Origin of the sequence: Burkholderia vietnamiensis LMG 10929 (assembly GCF_000959445.1) — a bacterium.
Lineage (GTDB): Bacteria > Pseudomonadota > Gammaproteobacteria > Burkholderiales > Burkholderiaceae > Burkholderia > Burkholderia vietnamiensis.
In genome coordinates this window covers 1,845,470-1,861,838 of the sequence record NZ_CP009631.1, presented here as the reverse complement: position 1 = coordinate 1,861,838, position 16,369 = coordinate 1,845,470, and the positions used below count along the sequence as shown (strand labels likewise).

14 protein-coding genes and 2 pseudogenes are annotated in these 16,369 nt (G+C 70.1%); 2 read left to right on the top strand and 14 right to left on the bottom strand.

Translation table 11 applies throughout. The annotated features are described in order from the left end of the window. Positions 1 to 7 precede the first annotated feature (7 nt). The 9 genes from AK36_RS18495 to hutH all read right to left on the bottom strand — a co-directional run bounded on the left by AK36_RS18495 (position 8) and on the right by hutH (position 9,545). Positions 8 to 838: a gamma-glutamyl-gamma-aminobutyrate hydrolase family protein gene (locus AK36_RS18495; RefSeq protein ID WP_045579442.1), complete on the bottom strand. Its 831-nt coding sequence runs from the start codon at positions 836 to 838 to the stop codon at positions 8 to 10. Positions 839 to 982: 144 nt separating this feature from the next. Beyond that, positions 983 to 1,207 (bottom strand): hypothetical protein, encoded by a 225-nt coding sequence (locus AK36_RS31360; RefSeq protein WP_080938748.1) that lies wholly within the window; start codon positions 1,205 to 1,207, stop codon positions 983 to 985. Positions 1,208 to 1,479: 272 nt separating this feature from the next. Then, entirely contained in the window at positions 1,480 to 2,280 is an 801-nt protein-coding gene (hutG, locus tag AK36_RS18490; RefSeq protein ID WP_045578947.1) for an N-formylglutamate deformylase, read from the bottom strand. Between the two features lie 58 nt (positions 2,281 to 2,338). Continuing rightward, on the bottom strand, positions 2,339 to 3,715 hold the full coding sequence (locus AK36_RS18485) for a formimidoylglutamate deiminase (RefSeq protein WP_045579441.1): 1,377 nt from the start codon (positions 3,713 to 3,715) through the stop codon (positions 2,339 to 2,341). Positions 3,716 to 3,738: 23 nt separating this feature from the next. Then, a complete protein-coding gene (gene hutI / locus AK36_RS18480; protein WP_045578946.1) occupies positions 3,739 to 4,962 on the bottom strand; it encodes an imidazolonepropionase in 1,224 nt (407 codons plus the stop codon). Between the two features lie 4 nt (positions 4,963 to 4,966). After that, entirely contained in the window at positions 4,967 to 5,590 is a 624-nt protein-coding gene (locus AK36_RS18475) for a HutD/Ves family protein (protein WP_045578945.1), read from the bottom strand. A 2-nt stretch (positions 5,591 to 5,592) separates the two neighbouring features. Then, positions 5,593 to 7,281 carry a urocanate hydratase gene (gene hutU, locus AK36_RS18470; RefSeq protein ID WP_011885451.1) on the bottom strand — a complete coding sequence of 563 codons (1,689 nt, stop codon included), beginning with the start codon at positions 7,279 to 7,281 and terminating at the stop codon, positions 5,593 to 5,595. Positions 7,282 to 7,321: 40 nt separating this feature from the next. Then, positions 7,322 to 8,017: a histidine utilization repressor gene (gene hutC, locus AK36_RS18465; protein WP_011885452.1), complete on the bottom strand. Its 696-nt coding sequence runs from the start codon at positions 8,015 to 8,017 to the stop codon at positions 7,322 to 7,324. A gap of 4 nt (positions 8,018 to 8,021) precedes the next feature. Continuing rightward, positions 8,022 to 9,545: a histidine ammonia-lyase gene (gene hutH, locus AK36_RS18460; protein WP_014723315.1), complete on the bottom strand. Its 1,524-nt coding sequence runs from the start codon at positions 9,543 to 9,545 to the stop codon at positions 8,022 to 8,024. A gap of 152 nt (positions 9,546 to 9,697) precedes the next feature. Here hutH and AK36_RS18455 point away from each other — a divergent pair. Continuing rightward, positions 9,698 to 10,364, top strand: a pseudogene (locus AK36_RS18455) (transporter substrate-binding domain-containing protein); the annotation flags it as partial. On the opposite strand, the gene AK36_RS18450 reads toward AK36_RS18455, so the two are convergent. The 4 genes and pseudogenes from AK36_RS18450 to AK36_RS18440 all read right to left on the bottom strand — a co-directional run bounded on the left by AK36_RS18450 (position 10,301) and on the right by AK36_RS18440 (position 13,762). Further along, positions 10,301 to 11,104 (bottom strand): 4'-phosphopantetheinyl transferase family protein, encoded by an 804-nt coding sequence (locus AK36_RS18450; RefSeq protein WP_045578944.1) that lies wholly within the window; start codon positions 11,102 to 11,104, stop codon positions 10,301 to 10,303. The pseudogene AK36_RS18455 and the gene AK36_RS18450 overlap by 64 nt on opposite strands. A 160-nt stretch (positions 11,105 to 11,264) precedes the next feature. Continuing rightward, positions 11,265 to 12,314 (bottom strand): alpha/beta hydrolase family protein, encoded by a 1,050-nt coding sequence (locus tag AK36_RS18445; RefSeq protein WP_045579440.1) that lies wholly within the window; start codon positions 12,312 to 12,314, stop codon positions 11,265 to 11,267. A 270-nt stretch (positions 12,315 to 12,584) separates the two neighbouring features. Next, positions 12,585 to 12,737: pseudogene (locus AK36_RS34600) on the bottom strand (FAD-binding domain-containing protein); the annotation flags it as partial. 44 nt (positions 12,738 to 12,781) lie between these two features. Continuing rightward, entirely contained in the window at positions 12,782 to 13,762 is a 981-nt protein-coding gene (locus AK36_RS18440; protein WP_045578943.1) for a hypothetical protein, read from the bottom strand. A 475-nt stretch (positions 13,763 to 14,237) separates the two neighbouring features. Here AK36_RS18440 and AK36_RS18435 point away from each other — a divergent pair, with 475 nt between their 5' ends. Then, positions 14,238 to 15,287, top strand: coding sequence for a lactonase family protein (locus AK36_RS18435; protein WP_011885459.1), 1,050 nt, complete (start codon positions 14,238 to 14,240; stop codon positions 15,285 to 15,287). Positions 15,288 to 15,324: 37 nt separating this feature from the next. On the opposite strand, the gene AK36_RS18430 is transcribed toward AK36_RS18435, so the two are convergent. Beyond that, complete coding sequence (locus AK36_RS18430) at positions 15,325 to 16,362, bottom strand: AraC family transcriptional regulator (protein WP_045578942.1); 1,038 nt, start codon at positions 16,360 to 16,362, stop codon at positions 15,325 to 15,327. Positions 16,363 to 16,369 lie beyond the last annotated feature (7 nt).

Sequence of the window (16,369 nt, the reverse complement as noted above, 5' to 3'; positions counted from 1 at the left end):
TTCTCGTTTAGTCGGTGTCGTTATCAGTATCGGTGTCGATATCGCTCGCCTCCCGAGACGGCATCGAGTAGCCGGCCGCATGAAGGCGATGCGTCATGCGCGCGCGGCACGCCGCGCCGAATGCCGCGAAGATGTCGCGCGAAAGCGGCTGTTCCGCGAACCGCCATTCGGGATGCCACTGCACGCCCAGCGCGAACGCGCGCGCGCCGCGCACGCTCACGGCCTCGATCAGCCCATCCGGCGCGCTCGCCTCGACCGCGAGCCCCGCACCGAGCCGCGCGATGCCCTGATCGTGCAGCGAATTGACCATTGCGTCATGCGCACCGCGCGCGATGCGTTGCAGCAGGCCACCCGGCGCGAATCGCACGCGGTGTGCGGGGCCGTATTGCCGCTCGAGCGGATCGCCGTCGCGCTCGCGATGATCGTGGAACCCGACGCTCGCATGCAGCCGCTGATGCAGCGTGCCGCCATACGCGACGTTCAGCTCCTGCATGCCGCGGCAGATCGCGAGCACTGGCACGCCGGCGTCGATCGCCGCGCGCACGAGCGGCAGCACGGTCGCGTCGCGCGCGGCGTCGTGCAGCGTGTCAGCGGCGCTTGCCGGGCCGCCGTAGTGATGCGGCTCGACGTTCGAATGACTGCCGGTCAGCAGCAGCCCGTCGAGCGACGCGACGATCGCGTCGACCGGCTGCCGCGCGCCCAGCGCCGGCAACACGAACGCGAGCGCACCGGCGCCGTCGACCACCGCGACCAGATATTTCTCGCCGGCCGTGTGGTTCGGGTGTGCGCCGCGCAGCACGCGGTCGGCGCTGACCGCTACGATCGGCCGCGCGCGCATGAGCGCCTCCGCGTCGAGCGCACAATGCATGCGCATGCGCATGCACCGGCCGATGGACATCTGGTGCTGCGTCGCGCGCAGCCGCGCACGTGCGCGCGACGCGGCAACGCTCGCTGCGGCACGAAGAGAAAACAAACAAGGACGCTAGGGCAACAATGAAGCGCTGCCGTCGCACTGCACTGCGCTGAACACATGCGCGGTGACGACGTTGAAGCGGCGCACGCCGCGGTCGGAGGCGGCGAAAAGACGAGGCGCATGCAGGAGATCGGCGTGCGTGCCGCGCTCAGCATGCCGGATCGACCCGGCCTGAGGCGGCGCGCCCGCCGACGGACTTCGGGTCCGGCGTATCGATGGGCTGGCGGCTTTCACGATCGTACTCGACTGACTTGATTGAGGCAGCACACGGGTCGCGTTCGAGCGAATGCGGCAATGCGGCGTGACGCTGAACGCACCGGCTCGCGTGACGACTGCCTGACATTCAGCTTATATCACCCAAAAATTGCGTCAAATTTTCGGCGGTCGCTCCACGCATCGTACGAATGAAAAAACGGCATCGACCGGCGCAGTCGATGCCGTTTTGTGCGGCGCGTCAACACACCGGGCACGCCGCAGCACCATGCAACGACGCACGCCGCGACACGCTATCCGCGATGCGCCAGCGCGGTCTCCACCAGCGTGCGCAGCAACGGCACGACCTGCGCGGCACGCGCGTCGTCGTACGCATACGGGCGCGTCTCGTCCATGTAGGTGATCTGCGACAGCTCGAGCTGCACGGCTTCTACGCCGCTCGCCGGTACGCCGTAGTGACGCGTGATGTAGCCGCCCTTGAAACGTCCGTTCGCAACCGCCGTGTAGCCGCCGTGCGCGTGCACGCAGGCGGCGAGCGCCTCGGCGAGCCCAGGCGCCGCGCTCGCGCCGCTCGACGTGCCGAAGTTGAAGTCCGGCAAGCGGCCTTCGAAGAAGCGCGGCACGTGCGAGCGGATCGAATGCGCTTCCCAGACGAGCACGCGGCCGTGCTCGCCCTTCAGCCGCGCGATCTCGCGTTGCAGCGCGTCGTGATACGGACGCCAGTAGCGGTCGCGACGGCGCATGATCTCGTCGCTGCCCGGCAGCGTGTCGGCCCGATACAGCGGCGCCTTGTCGAAGGTGTCGACCGGCACGAGCCCGGTCGTGTCCTGCCCCGGGTAGAGGTTCTCGTCGTCGGGCGGACGGTTCAGGTCGACGACGTAACGCGCATGCGACGGCACCAGGATCGACGCGCCGAGTTGCGCGGCGAATCCGTACAGCCGCTCGAGGTGCCAGTCGCAATCGTCGACGAAGCGCGCGTCCGGCGTCATCGTCGCGGCGATGTCGTCGGGGATGTAGGTGCCCGCATGCGGAATCGAGATCAGCAGCGGCAGCGTGCCCTGCTTCAGCGTGAATACAGCCGGTTGTTCAGTCATGTCGCCTCACCGTAAAAGTGTGCCGGCGCACGCGCGCGGCGTGCGCCGGGGTCGCGCGTCAGCGCAGCAGTTGCGCGAGCGCGGCGCGGTAATCCGCATAGGCCTCGGCCTCGTCGCGATGGCGGCGGCCGCTCACGACGCGCTCGCCGCCGGCATACACGTCGAGCACCGGCGTGTCGCCATGCTCGGCGAACACCGCGCCCGACAGCCATGCGCCGCTGTCGTGTTCGGCGATCGCCGGATGCGCGGGATCGAGCACGAGCCAGTCGGCGCGGCAGCCTTCGCGCAGCGCACCGATGCGCCGCCCGCTCGCCTGCGCGCCGCCCGCGAGCGCCGCGTCGAACAGCCGGTCGGCCACGCGCGGCTGCGCGTCGCTGGCGAGCACGTTGCGCGCGCGATGCACGAGCCGCTGCCCGTATTCGAGCAGGCGCAGCTCCGCGCGCCAGTCGACCGATGCGTGACTGTCGGAGCCGACGCCGAACACGCCGCCCTGCGCGAGATAGTCGACGGCCGGGAACACGCCGTCGCCGAGATTCGCCTCGGTAGTGAGGCACAGCCCCGCCACCGCGCGCCGCTTCGCGAGCGCTGCCGTCTCGGCTGCATCGACGTGCGTGGCGTGCACGACGCACCAGCGCGCATCGACGTCGAAGCGATCGAGCAGCCATTGCACCGGGCGCGCGCCGTACGCGCGCACGCAGTCGTCGACTTCGGCCGTCTGCTCGGCGATGTGGATATGCACGGGTGCATCGTCGGGCACGCCGTCGAGCAACGCACGCAGGCCGTTCTCGGACACCGCGCGCAGCGAATGCGGCGCGACGCCGTAGCGCAGCCCGCCATGCTCGGGCGCGACGCGACGCATCGCGTCGAGCAGTTCGAGCAGGCCGTCCGGCGTGTTGATGAAGCGGCGCTGGTCGTCGCGCGGCGGCTTGTTGCCGAAGCCGGCGAACTGGTAGGACACCGGCAGCATCGTGATGCCGATGCCGGCCGCGCGCGCCGCGTCGATCACGCGCGTGCCGAGTTCCGCGATCTGCGGATAGCGCGAGCCGTCCTGCGCGTGATGCACGTAATGGAATTCGCACACCGACGTATAGCCGCACTTGAGCATCTCGACGTACAGCCAGCGCGCGATCGCCGCGAGCGCGTCGGGCGTGATCTTCAGCGCGAAGCGGTACATCAGGTCGCGCCAGCTCCAGAAGCTGTCGGCGGGATTCGCGCGGTATTCGGTGAGCCCCGCCATCGCGCGCTGGAACGCGTGCGAATGCAGGTTCGGCATGCCGGGCAGTACGGGCCCGGCCGCGCGCGCCACGCCCGCCGGCGCGTCGCTATCGGCGCGCACGCCGGTCAGCGTGCCGGTGGCGTCCCAGCCCAGCAGCACGTTGCGGCGCCAGCCGTCGGGCAGGTATGCATGATCCGCGAACAACGTCGTTTCGGTCATCGTCAATGTGGTCCGTTGCAAGGCTAGCCGTTGATCCGGCGAAACACCGTCGCGCCGCCGCGCACGACCTGCTCGCACAGCGGACGGCCGATCCAGTACGCGAGCTCCGACAGCGAGCCGATCGACCACACCGCGAAATCGGCCGGGCGTCCGGCCTCGAGCACGCCATGCCGATCCGCGCGGCCGAGCGCCGCCGCCGCATGGCGCGTCACGCCCTGCAGCACCTCCGGCACGGTCATCCGGAACAGCGTGCAGCCGAGGTTCATGGTCAGCAGCAGCGATTCGAGCGGCGACGTGCCGGGGTTGTGATCGGTCGCGAGCGCAATCGGCACGCCGTGCTTGCGCAGCAGCTCGAGCGGCGGCAACTGCGTTTCGCGGATGAAGTAATACGCGCCGGGAAGCAGAACGGCGACGGTGCCGGCCGCCTTCATCGCGGCGACGCCGGCCTCGTCGAGGAATTCGAGGTGATCGGCCGACAGCGCGCGGTAGCGCGCGGCCAGCGCGGTGCCGCCGGCGTTCGACAGCTGCTCCGCATGCAGCTTCACCGGCAGCCCGCGTCGCGTCGCGGCGTCGAACACGCGCTCGGTCTGCGCGAGCGAAAAACCGATGCGCTCGCAGAACACGTCGACCGCGTCGACCAGCCCTTCGTCGGCGAGCGCCGGCAGCATCCGCTCGCACACGTCGTCGATGTATGCGTCGGCGCGCCCCGCATATTCGGGCGGCAGCGCATGCGCGCCGAGGAAGGTCGTGTAGACGGCGACGGGGAAGCGCTCGCCGAGCTGGCGCGCGACGCGCAGCATCTTGCGCTCGCTCGCGAGGTCGAGGCCGTAGCCCGACTTGATCTCGATCGCGGTCACGCCTTCGGCGAGCAACGGCTGCAGACGCGCGGCGGCCTGCACGAACAGCGCGGTCTCGTCGGCCGCGCGCGTCGCGCGCACGGTCGACACGATCCCGCCGCCCTGCCGCGCGATCTCCTCGTAGCTGACGCCGGCGAGGCGCTGCGCGAATTCGTCCGCGCGCGTGCCGCCGTACACGAGGTGGGTATGGCAGTCGACGAGGCCCGGCGTCACCCACGCACCGTGCAGGTCTTCGCGCTGCCAGTGCGCATAGTCTTGCGGCAGCGCGGAGAACGCGCCGAGCCACCGGATCGTGCCGGTTTCGTCGACGACGATCGCCGCATCGTCGATCGTTTCGTCGGGATGGCCGTGTGTACACAGCCTCAGGTGATGCCAGACAGTCGGTTTCATGCGTTCAGTCTCGTGCATCGACGGTGAGCGACACGGCGAGCAACGCGCCGCCCGCGCTCACCACGACGTCAAACGCACGCGGCGGCGCGTCGAGCCGCAGCGTGTCCAGTTCCTGCAGTGCGTAGCGCGCGCCGCCGATCGCGACGTCGAGCGCGCCGGCCGCGCAGAACAGCAGCACGGTGTCGGCGGGCTCGACGCGATGCGTGCCCGCGCGCCACACGGCGAGCGTCGCGCGCGCGGCCGAGCGGCGCGTCATCAGATTGAAGTCGCGCGTCGCGCCGGCGTGCAGCGTCGCGTCGATGGCCGCTTCGCCGGCGAAGTCCGCGCGCGCGAGCGGCGTGTCGAGCACATGGCGCGCACCGCCCGCTTCGGCCAGCGTCATGCCCGCGCCCGACAGCAGCACGAGCGTGCGGTCGACGCCGTCGAACCGCGAGAACGGCCCGCCCGCGCCGACGTCCGCGACGCTCACGCGCCACGCGAACGCATCGAGCGCGGCGCCCGGCGGATAGGCCGCGATCTCGCGCGTCACGCCGCCGCCGTTCTTCCACGGCGACGCGACGAGCGCCGCGCCGCGGATCGTCGCGACGGCGGGCCGCGCGTCGGCCGGCGCCTGGTCGAGCGCCGTCATGCTCAGCGGCCGAGCATCGGCAGCTTCAGGCCCACTTCGCGGGCCGTCTGCTGCGCGAGTTCGTAGCCGGCGTCCGCATGGCGCATCACGCCGGTTGCCGGATCGTTCAGCAGCACGCGGCCGAGGCGCTCGTGCGCGTCGGCGCTGCCGTCCGCGACGATCACGACGCCCGCATGCTGCGAGAAGCCCATCCCGACGCCGCCGCCGTGGTGCAGCGACACCCAGGTCGCGCCGCCCGCGGTGTTCAGCAGCGCGTTCAGCAGCGGCCAGTCGCTCACGGCATCCGAGCCGTCCTTCATCGATTCGGTCTCGCGGTTCGGGCTCGCGACCGAGCCGGTGTCGAGGTGGTCGCGGCCGATCACGATCGGCGCCTTCAGCTCGCCGTTCCTGACCATCTCGTTGAACGCCTGGCCGAGGCGATAGCGGTCCTTCACGCCGACCCAGCAGATCCGCGCCGGCAAGCCCTGGAACGCGATGCGCTCGCGCGCCATGTCGAGCCAGTTGTGCAGGTGCGCATCGTCGGGGATCAGCTCCTTCACCTTCTGATCGGTCTTGTAGATGTCCTCCGGATCGCCCGACAGCGCGACCCAGCGGAACGGCCCCTTGCCTTCGCAGAACAGCGGGCGGATATAGGCCGGCACGAAGCCCGGGAAGTCGAACGCGTTCTCGACGCCCATGTCCAGCGCCATCTGGCGGATGTTGTTGCCGTAGTCGAGCGTGGCCGCGCCGCGCTCCTGCAGCGTCAGCATCGCGCGCACCTGGACGGCCATCGACTGCTTCGCCGCCTTCACGATGCTCTGCGGATCGACCTTCTGCGTCTCGCGCCATTGCGCGACGCTCCAGCCCTGCGGCAGGTAGCCGTTGATCGGATCGTGCGCGCTCGTCTGGTCGGTCACGCAATCCGGCGTGATGCCGCGCGCGACGCATTCGGTGAACACGTCGGCCGCGTTGCCGAGCAGGCCGACCGACACCGGCTTGCCGGTGCGCTTCGCTTCGTCGAGCATGCCGAGCGCTTCGTCGAGCGTCGTCGCCTTCTTGTCGACGTAACGCGTCTTCAGACGGAAGTCGATGCGCGTCTCGTCGCATTCGACCGCGATCATCGAGAAGCCGGCCATCGTCGCCGCGAGCGGCTGCGCGCCGCCCATCCCGCCGAGGCCGCCTGTCAGGATCCAGCGGCCCGACGGGTCGCCGTTGAAGTGCTGGTTCGCGACCGAGAAGAAGGTTTCGTAGGTACCCTGAACGATCCCCTGGCTGCCGATGTAGATCCAGCTGCCGGCCGTCATCTGGCCGTACATCATCAGGCCCTTGCGGTCGAGCTCGTTGAAGTGGTCCCAGGTGGCCCAGTGCGGCACGAGGTTCGAATTGGCGAGCAGCACGCGCGGCGCATCCTTGTGCGTGCGGAACACGCCGACCGGCTTGCCCGACTGCACGAGCAGCGTTTCGTCTTCGTTCAGATCCTTCAGCGACGCGAGGATCTGGTCGTAGCATTCCCAGTTGCGCGCAGCGCGCCCGATGCCGCCGTAGACGACGAGCGCATGCGGATGCTCGGCGACTTCGGGATCGAGGTTGTTCTGGATCATCCGGTAGGCCGCTTCGGCCAGCCAGGTCTTGCAGACCTTCTCGCTGCCGCGCGGCGCGCGGATCGTGCGGGTCGGATCGAGACGGGGATCGATGTGTTTCGGATGGTTCATGACGACTGCTCCCGAAGGAAAATGAATATCAATGGGGGAATCAGAAATGCCCGGTGAAGCGATAACGGCTGCCGGGGTGCCACAGATTCGCGACCGATGCGACCACGCCCTGCGACCACGTGCGCCGATGTAAAACCAGACACGGCTCGACGTCGTCCATCCGCAGCTGCTCGCGCAACTCGGCGCCGGGCGCCGCCGCCTCGATCCGGTACTCGACGCGCAGCAGCGGCGCCGCGCGCATCAGGTACTGGTTCGGCGTCGTGTTCGTGAAATCCTGCTTGGCGTAATCCGGCGCGACCGCCGGATTCACCCACCGCTCTTCGAGCTGCACCGGCTCGTCGTTCTCGAAGTGCAGCACCTGCGAATGAAACAGCCTGGCGCGCACGGCCACCTGCATCTCGTCGGCGAGCGCCTCGTCGGCGCGCACTGTGTCGAGGCCGAGCACGCTCGCGCGATACGCATGCCCGCGCGCGCCGACCTCCTCCGAGATGCTGCGGATCGCCACCAGCGTCGACTCGTACTTCGGCCGCGCGACATAGGTGCCCGCGCCCTTCATGCGCGTGAGCACCTGCTCGGCCGCCAGCTCGCGCAGCGCCCGGTTGACGGTCATGCGCGCCACCTTGAACTCGCGGGCCAGTTCGTTCTCGGAGGGCACCTGATCGCCCTCCGCCCACTCGCCGGCGTGAATGCGACCCAGGATGAAATCCTTGATCTCCTGGTAGACCGGCGCGCTCATCGACTCACTGTTCCGAGGCGAACGAGAACGGTGCGATCTTCGCGAACGCGCGCTCGCCGACGAGCTGCGCGATCACCGCGATGTCCGGCGCGAAGTAGTGATCGAGCTCGTAGTGCGCGACCTTGCTGCGGATCGTCTCCATCACCGGCGCGAGCTTCGGGCTCGTGTGATGCGGCGCGCGCAGGTCGACGCCCTGGGCGGCGGCCAGCAGCTCGATCGCGAGGATGTGCTTGGTGTTGTCGGCGATGTCGGCGAGCTTGCGCGCGGCGAACGTCGCCATCGACACGTGGTCCTCCTGGTTCGCGGAAGTCGGCAGCGAATCGACCGACGCCGGGTGCGCGAGCGTCTTGTTCTCCGACGCGAGCGCGGCAGCCGTCACGTGGGCGATCATGAAGCCCGAATTCACGCCGCCGTCCTTCACGAGGAACGGCGGCAGGCCCGACAGCGTCGCGTCGATCAGCAGCGCGATGCGGCGCTCGGCGAGCGCGCCGATTTCCGCGGCCGCGAGCGCGAGGTTGTCGGCGGCGAACGCGACCGGCTCCGCGTGGAAGTTGCCGCCCGACAGCACTTCGCCGGTATCCGGGAAGATCAGCGGGTTGTCCGACACCGCGTTCGCCTCGACCAGCAGCACGTCGGCCGCGTGGCGCATCTGGTCCAGGCACGCGCCCATCACCTGCGGCTGGCAGCGCAGGCTGTACGGGTCCTGCACCTTGTCGCAATCGCGATGCGACTGGTTGATCGGCGAGCCTTCGAGCAGCTCGCGGTACGACGCGGCCGCGTCGATCTGGCCGCGATGGCCGCGCAGCTCGTGGATGCGCGCGTCGAACGGCTTCACCGAGCCGGCGGCCGCGTCGACCGACAGCGCGCCCGCGACCAGCGCGGTGCGGTACAGGTCTTCGATCGCGAACATGTTGTCGAGCGCGAGCGCGGTGGACGCCTGCGTGCCGTTCAGCAGCGCCAGGCCTTCCTTCGCCTGCAGCGTCAGCGGCGCGAGGCCCGCGACGCGCAGCCCGTCGAGCGCGCTCGCGCGTTCGCCGCGGATGAACACTTCGCCGACGCCGAGCAGCACGGCCGACATGTGCGCGAGCGGCGCGAGATCGCCCGATGCGCCGACCGACCCCTTCACCGGGATCAGCGGCAGCACGTCGGCGTTGAACAGCGTGATCAGCGCGTCCATCACCTCGCGACGGATGCCCGAATGACCGCGGCCGAGGCTCGACAGCTTCAGCGCCATCAGCAGCCGCACCGACGAGCGCGCCATCGGCTCGCCCACGCCGACCGCATGCGACAGCACCAGGTTCTTCTGCAGCAGCTCGAGCTGGTCGTGCGGGATGTGCGTGCTGGCCAGCCGGCCGAAGCCCGTGTTGATGCCGTACGCGGGCTCGCCCTTCGCCGCGATGTCGGCGACGGCCTTCGCACCCGCGTCGATCTTCGCGAAGCTCGCGGGATCGAGCTGCAACTGCACGGACTCGCGTGCGATCCGGCGCAGTTGCGGGAGGGTCAGGTGGCCGGGGGTCAACGTAATCATGGGTGCAATCCTGTCTAGACAAGTTCGGGATGGATTGAAGTGTAGCGATCGCGACTTGTCTAGACAACCCGAATTTCATAATTCCGGCTCGGGAGTTTCCCTGAGGCGCGACACGGCCGGCCTGAGCGCGGCGGCGCCTCGGTGAAATGACGCCGGCGACGTCGCGGAACCGCATTCCGCTCGTGCGGAACGGCACCGTCGACCTCGAAAGCGGCGTCACGACCACACTTCGCCGCCCGTCATGCGCAGGTCGCGTTCTCGATCACCTTCTTCGTCGCGGCGAGCGGCGTGCTCACGCGCGCCGGTATCCACGACTTCGCCGAGCTCGCCGGCAAGACGGTCGTGATGAATCAGGGCGCGACGGCCGAGCGGCTGCTGCGCAAGATGAACGAGGAAAGGAGGATGAACGCGCAGATCATCAGCGCGAAGGATTACGGCGAAGTGAGCCTCGCGCTCGAATCGGGCCGCGCGGTCGCATAGATGATGGACGACGTGCTGCTCGCCGGCGTGCGCCAGCTCGCGGCGAAGCCGGCCGACCGGGCGATCGTCGGCACGCAGCAGTCAGCGCAAGCGTACGGTTTCATGCTGCGCAAGGACGATCCGCCGTTCAACGCGCTCGTCGACGGCGTGCTCGTGCAACTGATGAAGCGCGGCGAGATAGGCAAGATCGTGGGCCGTACGACAAGTGGTTCATGAAGCCGATGCCGCCGAACGGACTCGCTTGCGACTTCCCGATGAGCGACGCGATCCGCACGCTACGCGGCGCCGCTCGACGGAGCGTCCTCGGCTCGGCGCGCCCACGCGACGCACGCCACATAGCCGGGCGCCGCGTCGAACCAGCCGGCGTCGAACGCCGCCACGCCGGCAGCAGGCGCAGCAGGCTCGACGATGGTGGTCGCAGGCGTCGCCGTGTCGCGCGGCGGCACGACCGCGAACGCGCGCAGTCCGCCGACGATGCCGGTGCCCAATGCCTTCAGCAACGCCTCCTTCGCGCACCATACGCGCATGAAGGCGTCGGCGCGCGCGGCGAGCGGCAGGCCGTCGAGGTAGGCGGCTTCGGCCGGCGCGCAGACTTCGGCCGTCAACGCGCGCCAGTCGGCCGGGCGTTTGCAGCTTTCGATGTCGACCCCCACCCGGCGCGCCACGGCCCACGCGATCAGCGCGTGCGCGCCCGCGTGCGACACGTTGAAGTCGAGCGCGGCGCGATGCACGGGGTCCAGCGACGGCCGGCCCGACGCGTCGACGACGAGCGCGACCTCGCGCGGCGCGATGCCGAGCGCCGCGCCGAGCACGTCGCGCAGCGCGGCACGCGTCGACGCGCTGCGTATCGTGTCCTCGTGGCGCAGATAGCGCGCGGCGCGCGCACGCTCGACGTCGCTCAATGCCGCGTAAGCGGGCGACGCGAGCGGCACGCGCCAGTCGAAATCGACGCGCGCGACGCGCACGCCGGCATGCGCTGCGGCCGGCGGCAGATCGAGCATCTGCACGCGCCACGCGCGGCACGGATCGGCATCGGGGGCGGAGTCGGAGGCGGAGGCGGAAGCGGGCGAACAGGACATCGGCACGTAGGGGGTGGTCGAATCAAACATCCGATGTTAATCGAATGCGCGCTCGAACATCGTCACGGTGCGCGCCCGGTCGCGGGCGTATTGGGTTCATATCGCATGCATATCGCGGGCTCGCGGCGATGGCGTCGCGCGGCTGCAACCGTGTGGCACGTCACCCCTGCGCCGCGGCGCCCGGCATGCCGCTTGCCGCGACCGTCGCGCGACGGCGTGCGTGGACGCGGCCCGGCGCATCGGCCGGCAACGCGCCGTGCTGCAGCCAGTGCAGCGCGAGCGGCCACAGCGTGTCGGCGAAGCGGCTGTGGAAGAACGCGAAGTGCCCGATCTCGGCGACGCCGATGTCGTGCGGTGCAAGCCGCAGATGCGTGACGTCGCTGCCCGTGTAGTAGCCGGTCAGTCGTTCGATCGCGTCGATCGTGCCGAATGCGTCGTCGTCGAGGCCGATCGCCAGCATCGGCGCCGACAGCCGTGCGAAGCGGCCGGGCAGCGCGGCGCGGCTCGCGGCAGTCTCGGCGAGCGGGCCGCGCGTGTATGCGTCTTCGAAGCGAGCCTGCGAGCGCACCCACGACAGCGCGACGCCGCGCGGCGTGTCTTCCATCCAGCCGAGCCGCTTCGCGGGCACGTAGCCGAACACCGCGGCGAGCGCCGGCATCGCGACGTGCCACTTCCACCACATGCGGCGCCGCTGCTGATGCCGATAGTCGCGCCAGTACGCGTACTGCGCGCCGACCGTCACCACGCGACGCACCGCTGCGTTCGACGCCGCGAGCCCGAGCACGCAGCCGCCGATGCTGTGTGCGACGACGTCGATCGGCTGGCCGGGAAACGCATCGCGCGCGTACTGCAACGCAGCCTCGCAATCGAGCCGCCCCCAGTCGAGCCAGTTCGCGCGCAGCGTCGCGAGCCGCGCGGGGCGCGACCCGCCGATCCCGCGGTAGTCGTAGACGAGCACGTCGCGGCCATGCGCGAACAGCCACGCGGCGAAGCGGAAGTAATAGTCGCAGCGCACCGACGTCGCGCAATTGACGACCGTCACCGGCCGGCCGGCGCTCGCGCCGCCGCGATGCCGCCACACGTGCGCGCGCAGCGTGTAGCCGTCGGCGGCGGTCAGCGTCACGGCCTGCGGCGGCAGCGCATCGGCCGTACGTTGGTCGGCCGGCGCGGCGTCGTGCACGGCCTCGCGTGCGTGGTTCGAATTCGTCATCCCGTCTCCTGTGCCGCCGCGCATGCTGCGGCGCTCCATCTGAACTGCGGCTGTTGCGCGACTTGCCGGGCACCACCGACGCACGGGGCCGCAGCCCGCGAGCGCCAGCACGTCGCGGTCGCCGCCGACCATCGGTGTCACCACGGCGGCCGACGCCGCAGCTTAGCCGCCGGCAGGCGCGCGTGCGTTGCCCGCGCGTGGCGCGCATGAAAAGGTACTCGATTTGCCCGCGGAAAGCATCGCCTGCGGCGGCCGCGCCTATTGCCGCTTCGGCAACGTGGCAAGCGCATCGAGCGCGCGGCGGCGCACGTAGGCGCCTTGCGGATCAAACTTCCGTCCCTGCGTGACCCGGTTGAAGACGCGGAAGTACGGCGCGGCGTACACGCCGCAGCCGTCCATTCACTGCCAGTGCGCCGGATTGTTCACCGGCCGCGGCGGGCGTGTCACATGCGCGTCGCGCGCGTCGGTCAGTCGAGGCGAAACGCGGCTTCGAAGCGCTCGACGAACGCGTCGAACTCGGCTTCCGGCAGATGGTTGATGCCCGCCGCGCGCTTGCGTCCGCCGCCGGTCGGGAAAGCGCGACAGAAGTCGTCGGCCCCGAGCGGCCGGCCATCGGGCACGCGCACGCTGACCACCAGCCCGCCCTGCGCACACGGCGACAGCACCGCAAGCGCCGCATGCGGTGCATGACGCATCCGCTCGTTGGCGAGCATCCCGGTGGCGCGGCGCGCCCAGGGCTGAGCGGGCATCCGGATCACGGTCGCGCCCGGCACGTCGCGCAGCGGCACGAGCGCGCGGGCGCGCGCCATGTCGTCGCGATAGCCGTCGCGCAGCGCCGCGAACACCGCCGTGTCGCGCACGAATTCGAGCGGATCGACACACTGCAGCATCGCATCGGCCAGCGCGGCCGGATCGAAATGCAGATCGTCGACGCAGTCGCCGTACGCGTTGTAGTTCAGGTACAGCCCCAGCTCGGCGAGCGTGCGGCGGTCGGCTTCGTCGATCCCGCAGTCGCGCGCGAGCGCGCAGCCGAGCGCCGGCAGTTCGTCGCCGAACGCGGCGACGATCGCCCAGCGCACGTACCGCCCGGCGAGGTAGCGGTTCACGAGCGCGCTCGTGCATACGTCGGCCGACGTGTCGATATGGGCGTCGAAATGCGGTGCGCCGGGCAGTTCGCCCGCGAAGTGATGATCGAAATAGCGCACCGCCGCGCCGTCGCGCAGCAACCGTGCGCAGGCGTCGCGGTTCTGGTCGTGCGACACGTCGAGCACGGTCACGCAGTCGCCCGCCCGCGCGTCGATGCGCTCGAGCAGCCTGATGTCGCGCTTCACGCCGGTCACCAGCGTGCCGCACTCGCCCTCCGCGAGCCGCAGTTGTTGCAGCGCGCACAAGCCATCCGCGTCGCCGTTGAACGCGAAGAAGTGCCGCCCCTGTCGTTGTTCCTGCATGATCCGTTGTCCCTTCGTCGGCGCGTGAAATCGCTGGCGTTCGCATGGCGCGTCGCTCCTTGCCCATCATCTTCCGGCACGCGAACCGCGCCGCGCAATAGCGCCGCCGATGGCGCGCGGTTGCGGCGCGTATTTTGCCGCAACCGCTTGTGGGTACGCCGAAAAGCTGCGCGGGGGTGTCCTTCGCCGCGGCCTTTCGGGTAAACCCGTGACGCCACCTCGAAGTCAACGTCGTACCATGTCATACGACGACATACCACAAATCCCCGTCGATACTCGATACACCACGCCGACGCCGCCCAAGGCCATCGCCCCGCGCGTCGCCCGACCGGAGACTCCTTGACCTCGCCTGCCCTGCCCGCCCGCGCCGTCTGCGCGCCGGCCGTCCCGAAAGTGAAGTCGCACGTGCGCCCGCTCATGCCGACCGCGCGGCCCGCCGACCCCAGCCTCATCACGCCCACCACGATGCTCCGCCATGCCGAACACTGACCGCCTGACCGTCGTCGTGTCGAATGCCGCCGACGGCGAGCTCGCCACCTTCTCGCTCGCGTCCGACGGTGCGTTGGCGCCGCTCGCCCGCTACCCGGCCGGCGACGCCGTGATGCCGATCGCCGTGCAGCCCGATCGCGCGCGTCTGTACGTCGCGGCCCGCGGCGAGCAACCGGCCATCGTCGCGTTCCGCATCGCGCCGGCGAGCGGCGCATTCGCGCGCGTCGGCGCGACCGCGATCGACGCGAGCCATGCCTATCTGTCGCTCGACCGCAGCGGCCGCTGGCTGCTCGGCGCGTCGTACGGCGGCAGCTCGTTGAGCGTCTACGACGCCGCGCGCGTGCGCGACGGCGACGGCACGCCGCTGCAGGTCGTGACCGACCTCGCGAAAGCGCATGCGGTCGTCGTGTCGCCGGACAATCGTTTCGCCTACGTCAGCTCGCTCGGTTCGGACCGGATCTTCACGTTCGCGCTGGTCGAGGATGCCGACGGCCTGCGTGTGCTCGAACACGGCGAAACCCGCGTGCCGGGCGGCTTCGGGCCGCGTCACCTGCACTTCGCGCGCGACGGCCATGCACTCGTCGCGGTCAGCGAATTCCAGGCGACGCTCGCGACCTTCACGCGCGACGCGGCGAGCGGCCGCCTCGGCGACGCGCAGGTCAGCGCCCATCACCCGGCCGTCGCGGGGCTCGCGCACGGCCATGCGCGTCCGCCGGCGCCCGCCGTGCCGTCCGTATGGGCGGCGGATCTGCACCTGACGCCCGACGAACGGTTCGCCTATGTCAGCGAGCGGACGTCGAGCCAGTTGCTGTGCTATCGCCGTACGCCCGACGGCACGTACGCGCCCGCGCATGCGACGCCCACCGAAACGCAGCCGCGCGGCTTCGCGATCGATCCGTCGGGACGCTGGCTCGTCGCGTGCGGCGAGCTGTCGGAATACGTGTCGGTGTACGCGATCGCGCCGGACGACGGCACGCTCACGCCGCATGCACGCGTGGCGGGCGGACGCGGTGCGAACTGGATCGCGATGATTTGAACGATCGGACCGCCGACGGGCCGCGCCGCCGGCGCGATCAGCGCCGCGCGCTTGGGGCCACGCCGGTCCAACGCTTGAACGCGCGCGTGAAATTCGCGCGGTCGGTGTAGCCGACCCGCGCCGCGATCTCGTCGACCGGCAATTGCGTGCCCTCGAGCAGCCGCAGCGCGTCGCGCAGCCGGATTTCGTCGAGCAGCGCCGAATAGGTTGCGCCGAATTCCGCGAGCTTGCGCTTCAACGTGCGCGTCGACACATGCAGCTCGCGCGCGACGTCGTCCACCGACGGATAGCCGTGCGCGCCGCAGATCAGCAGGTTGCGCACGCGCTCGACGATGCTTTCCGCATAGCCGAGCCGCGCGAGCTCCGCGTCGCATTGCTGCACGATCATCTGCGCGGTCTGCGCGTTCGCCGTGCCGATCGGCTCGTCGAGCAGCGCGGCGTCGCAGCGGATGCGATTCACGCTCGCATCGAAATGGCAGCGCGGCAACCGCGCCCGGTAGCGCTCGAACCACGGCGGCTCCGGCCATTCGAAATGCAGCTCCGCGCGCGACTGCCACGTGCGCGCCGGCGCCGGATCGAGCAGCGAGTTGAACAGCATCGCCGTCTCGACGAGGAAATTCTCGACCGCGAACTGACGCAGCCGGCCGAGCGGAAACGCGTCGTACACGTCGATGTCGACCGTCCCGTCGAGCTGCACGAGCCGCACCGAAAAGAATGGCACACGGGTCGGCAGATAGCGGATCCCGAGCGCGATGGCCTCGCCGAGCGTTGCGCAGCTCATCAGCCCGAAGCCGATCAAGCCGGCTTTGGTCAGACTGCTGCGCAGGCCGATCTCGATCGCGATCGACGGGTCGTTCGTCGCGTCGAGCAGGTTGAACACGATCGCCGCCTGCTGCAACGGCGTGATGCGCGCGTCGGGTTGCGCGAGCCGCTCACGCTCGACGCCCGAGCCGGCGAGGATGCGATCGCCGTCGATGCCGCGCTCCTCCGCCAGCATCAGCATGAACAGCGCATACGCGGAGGACACCGTCGCCTTGTGCAGCTGGCGCGCGGCATCCGGGACTGACTGGGCCATGCGGCGG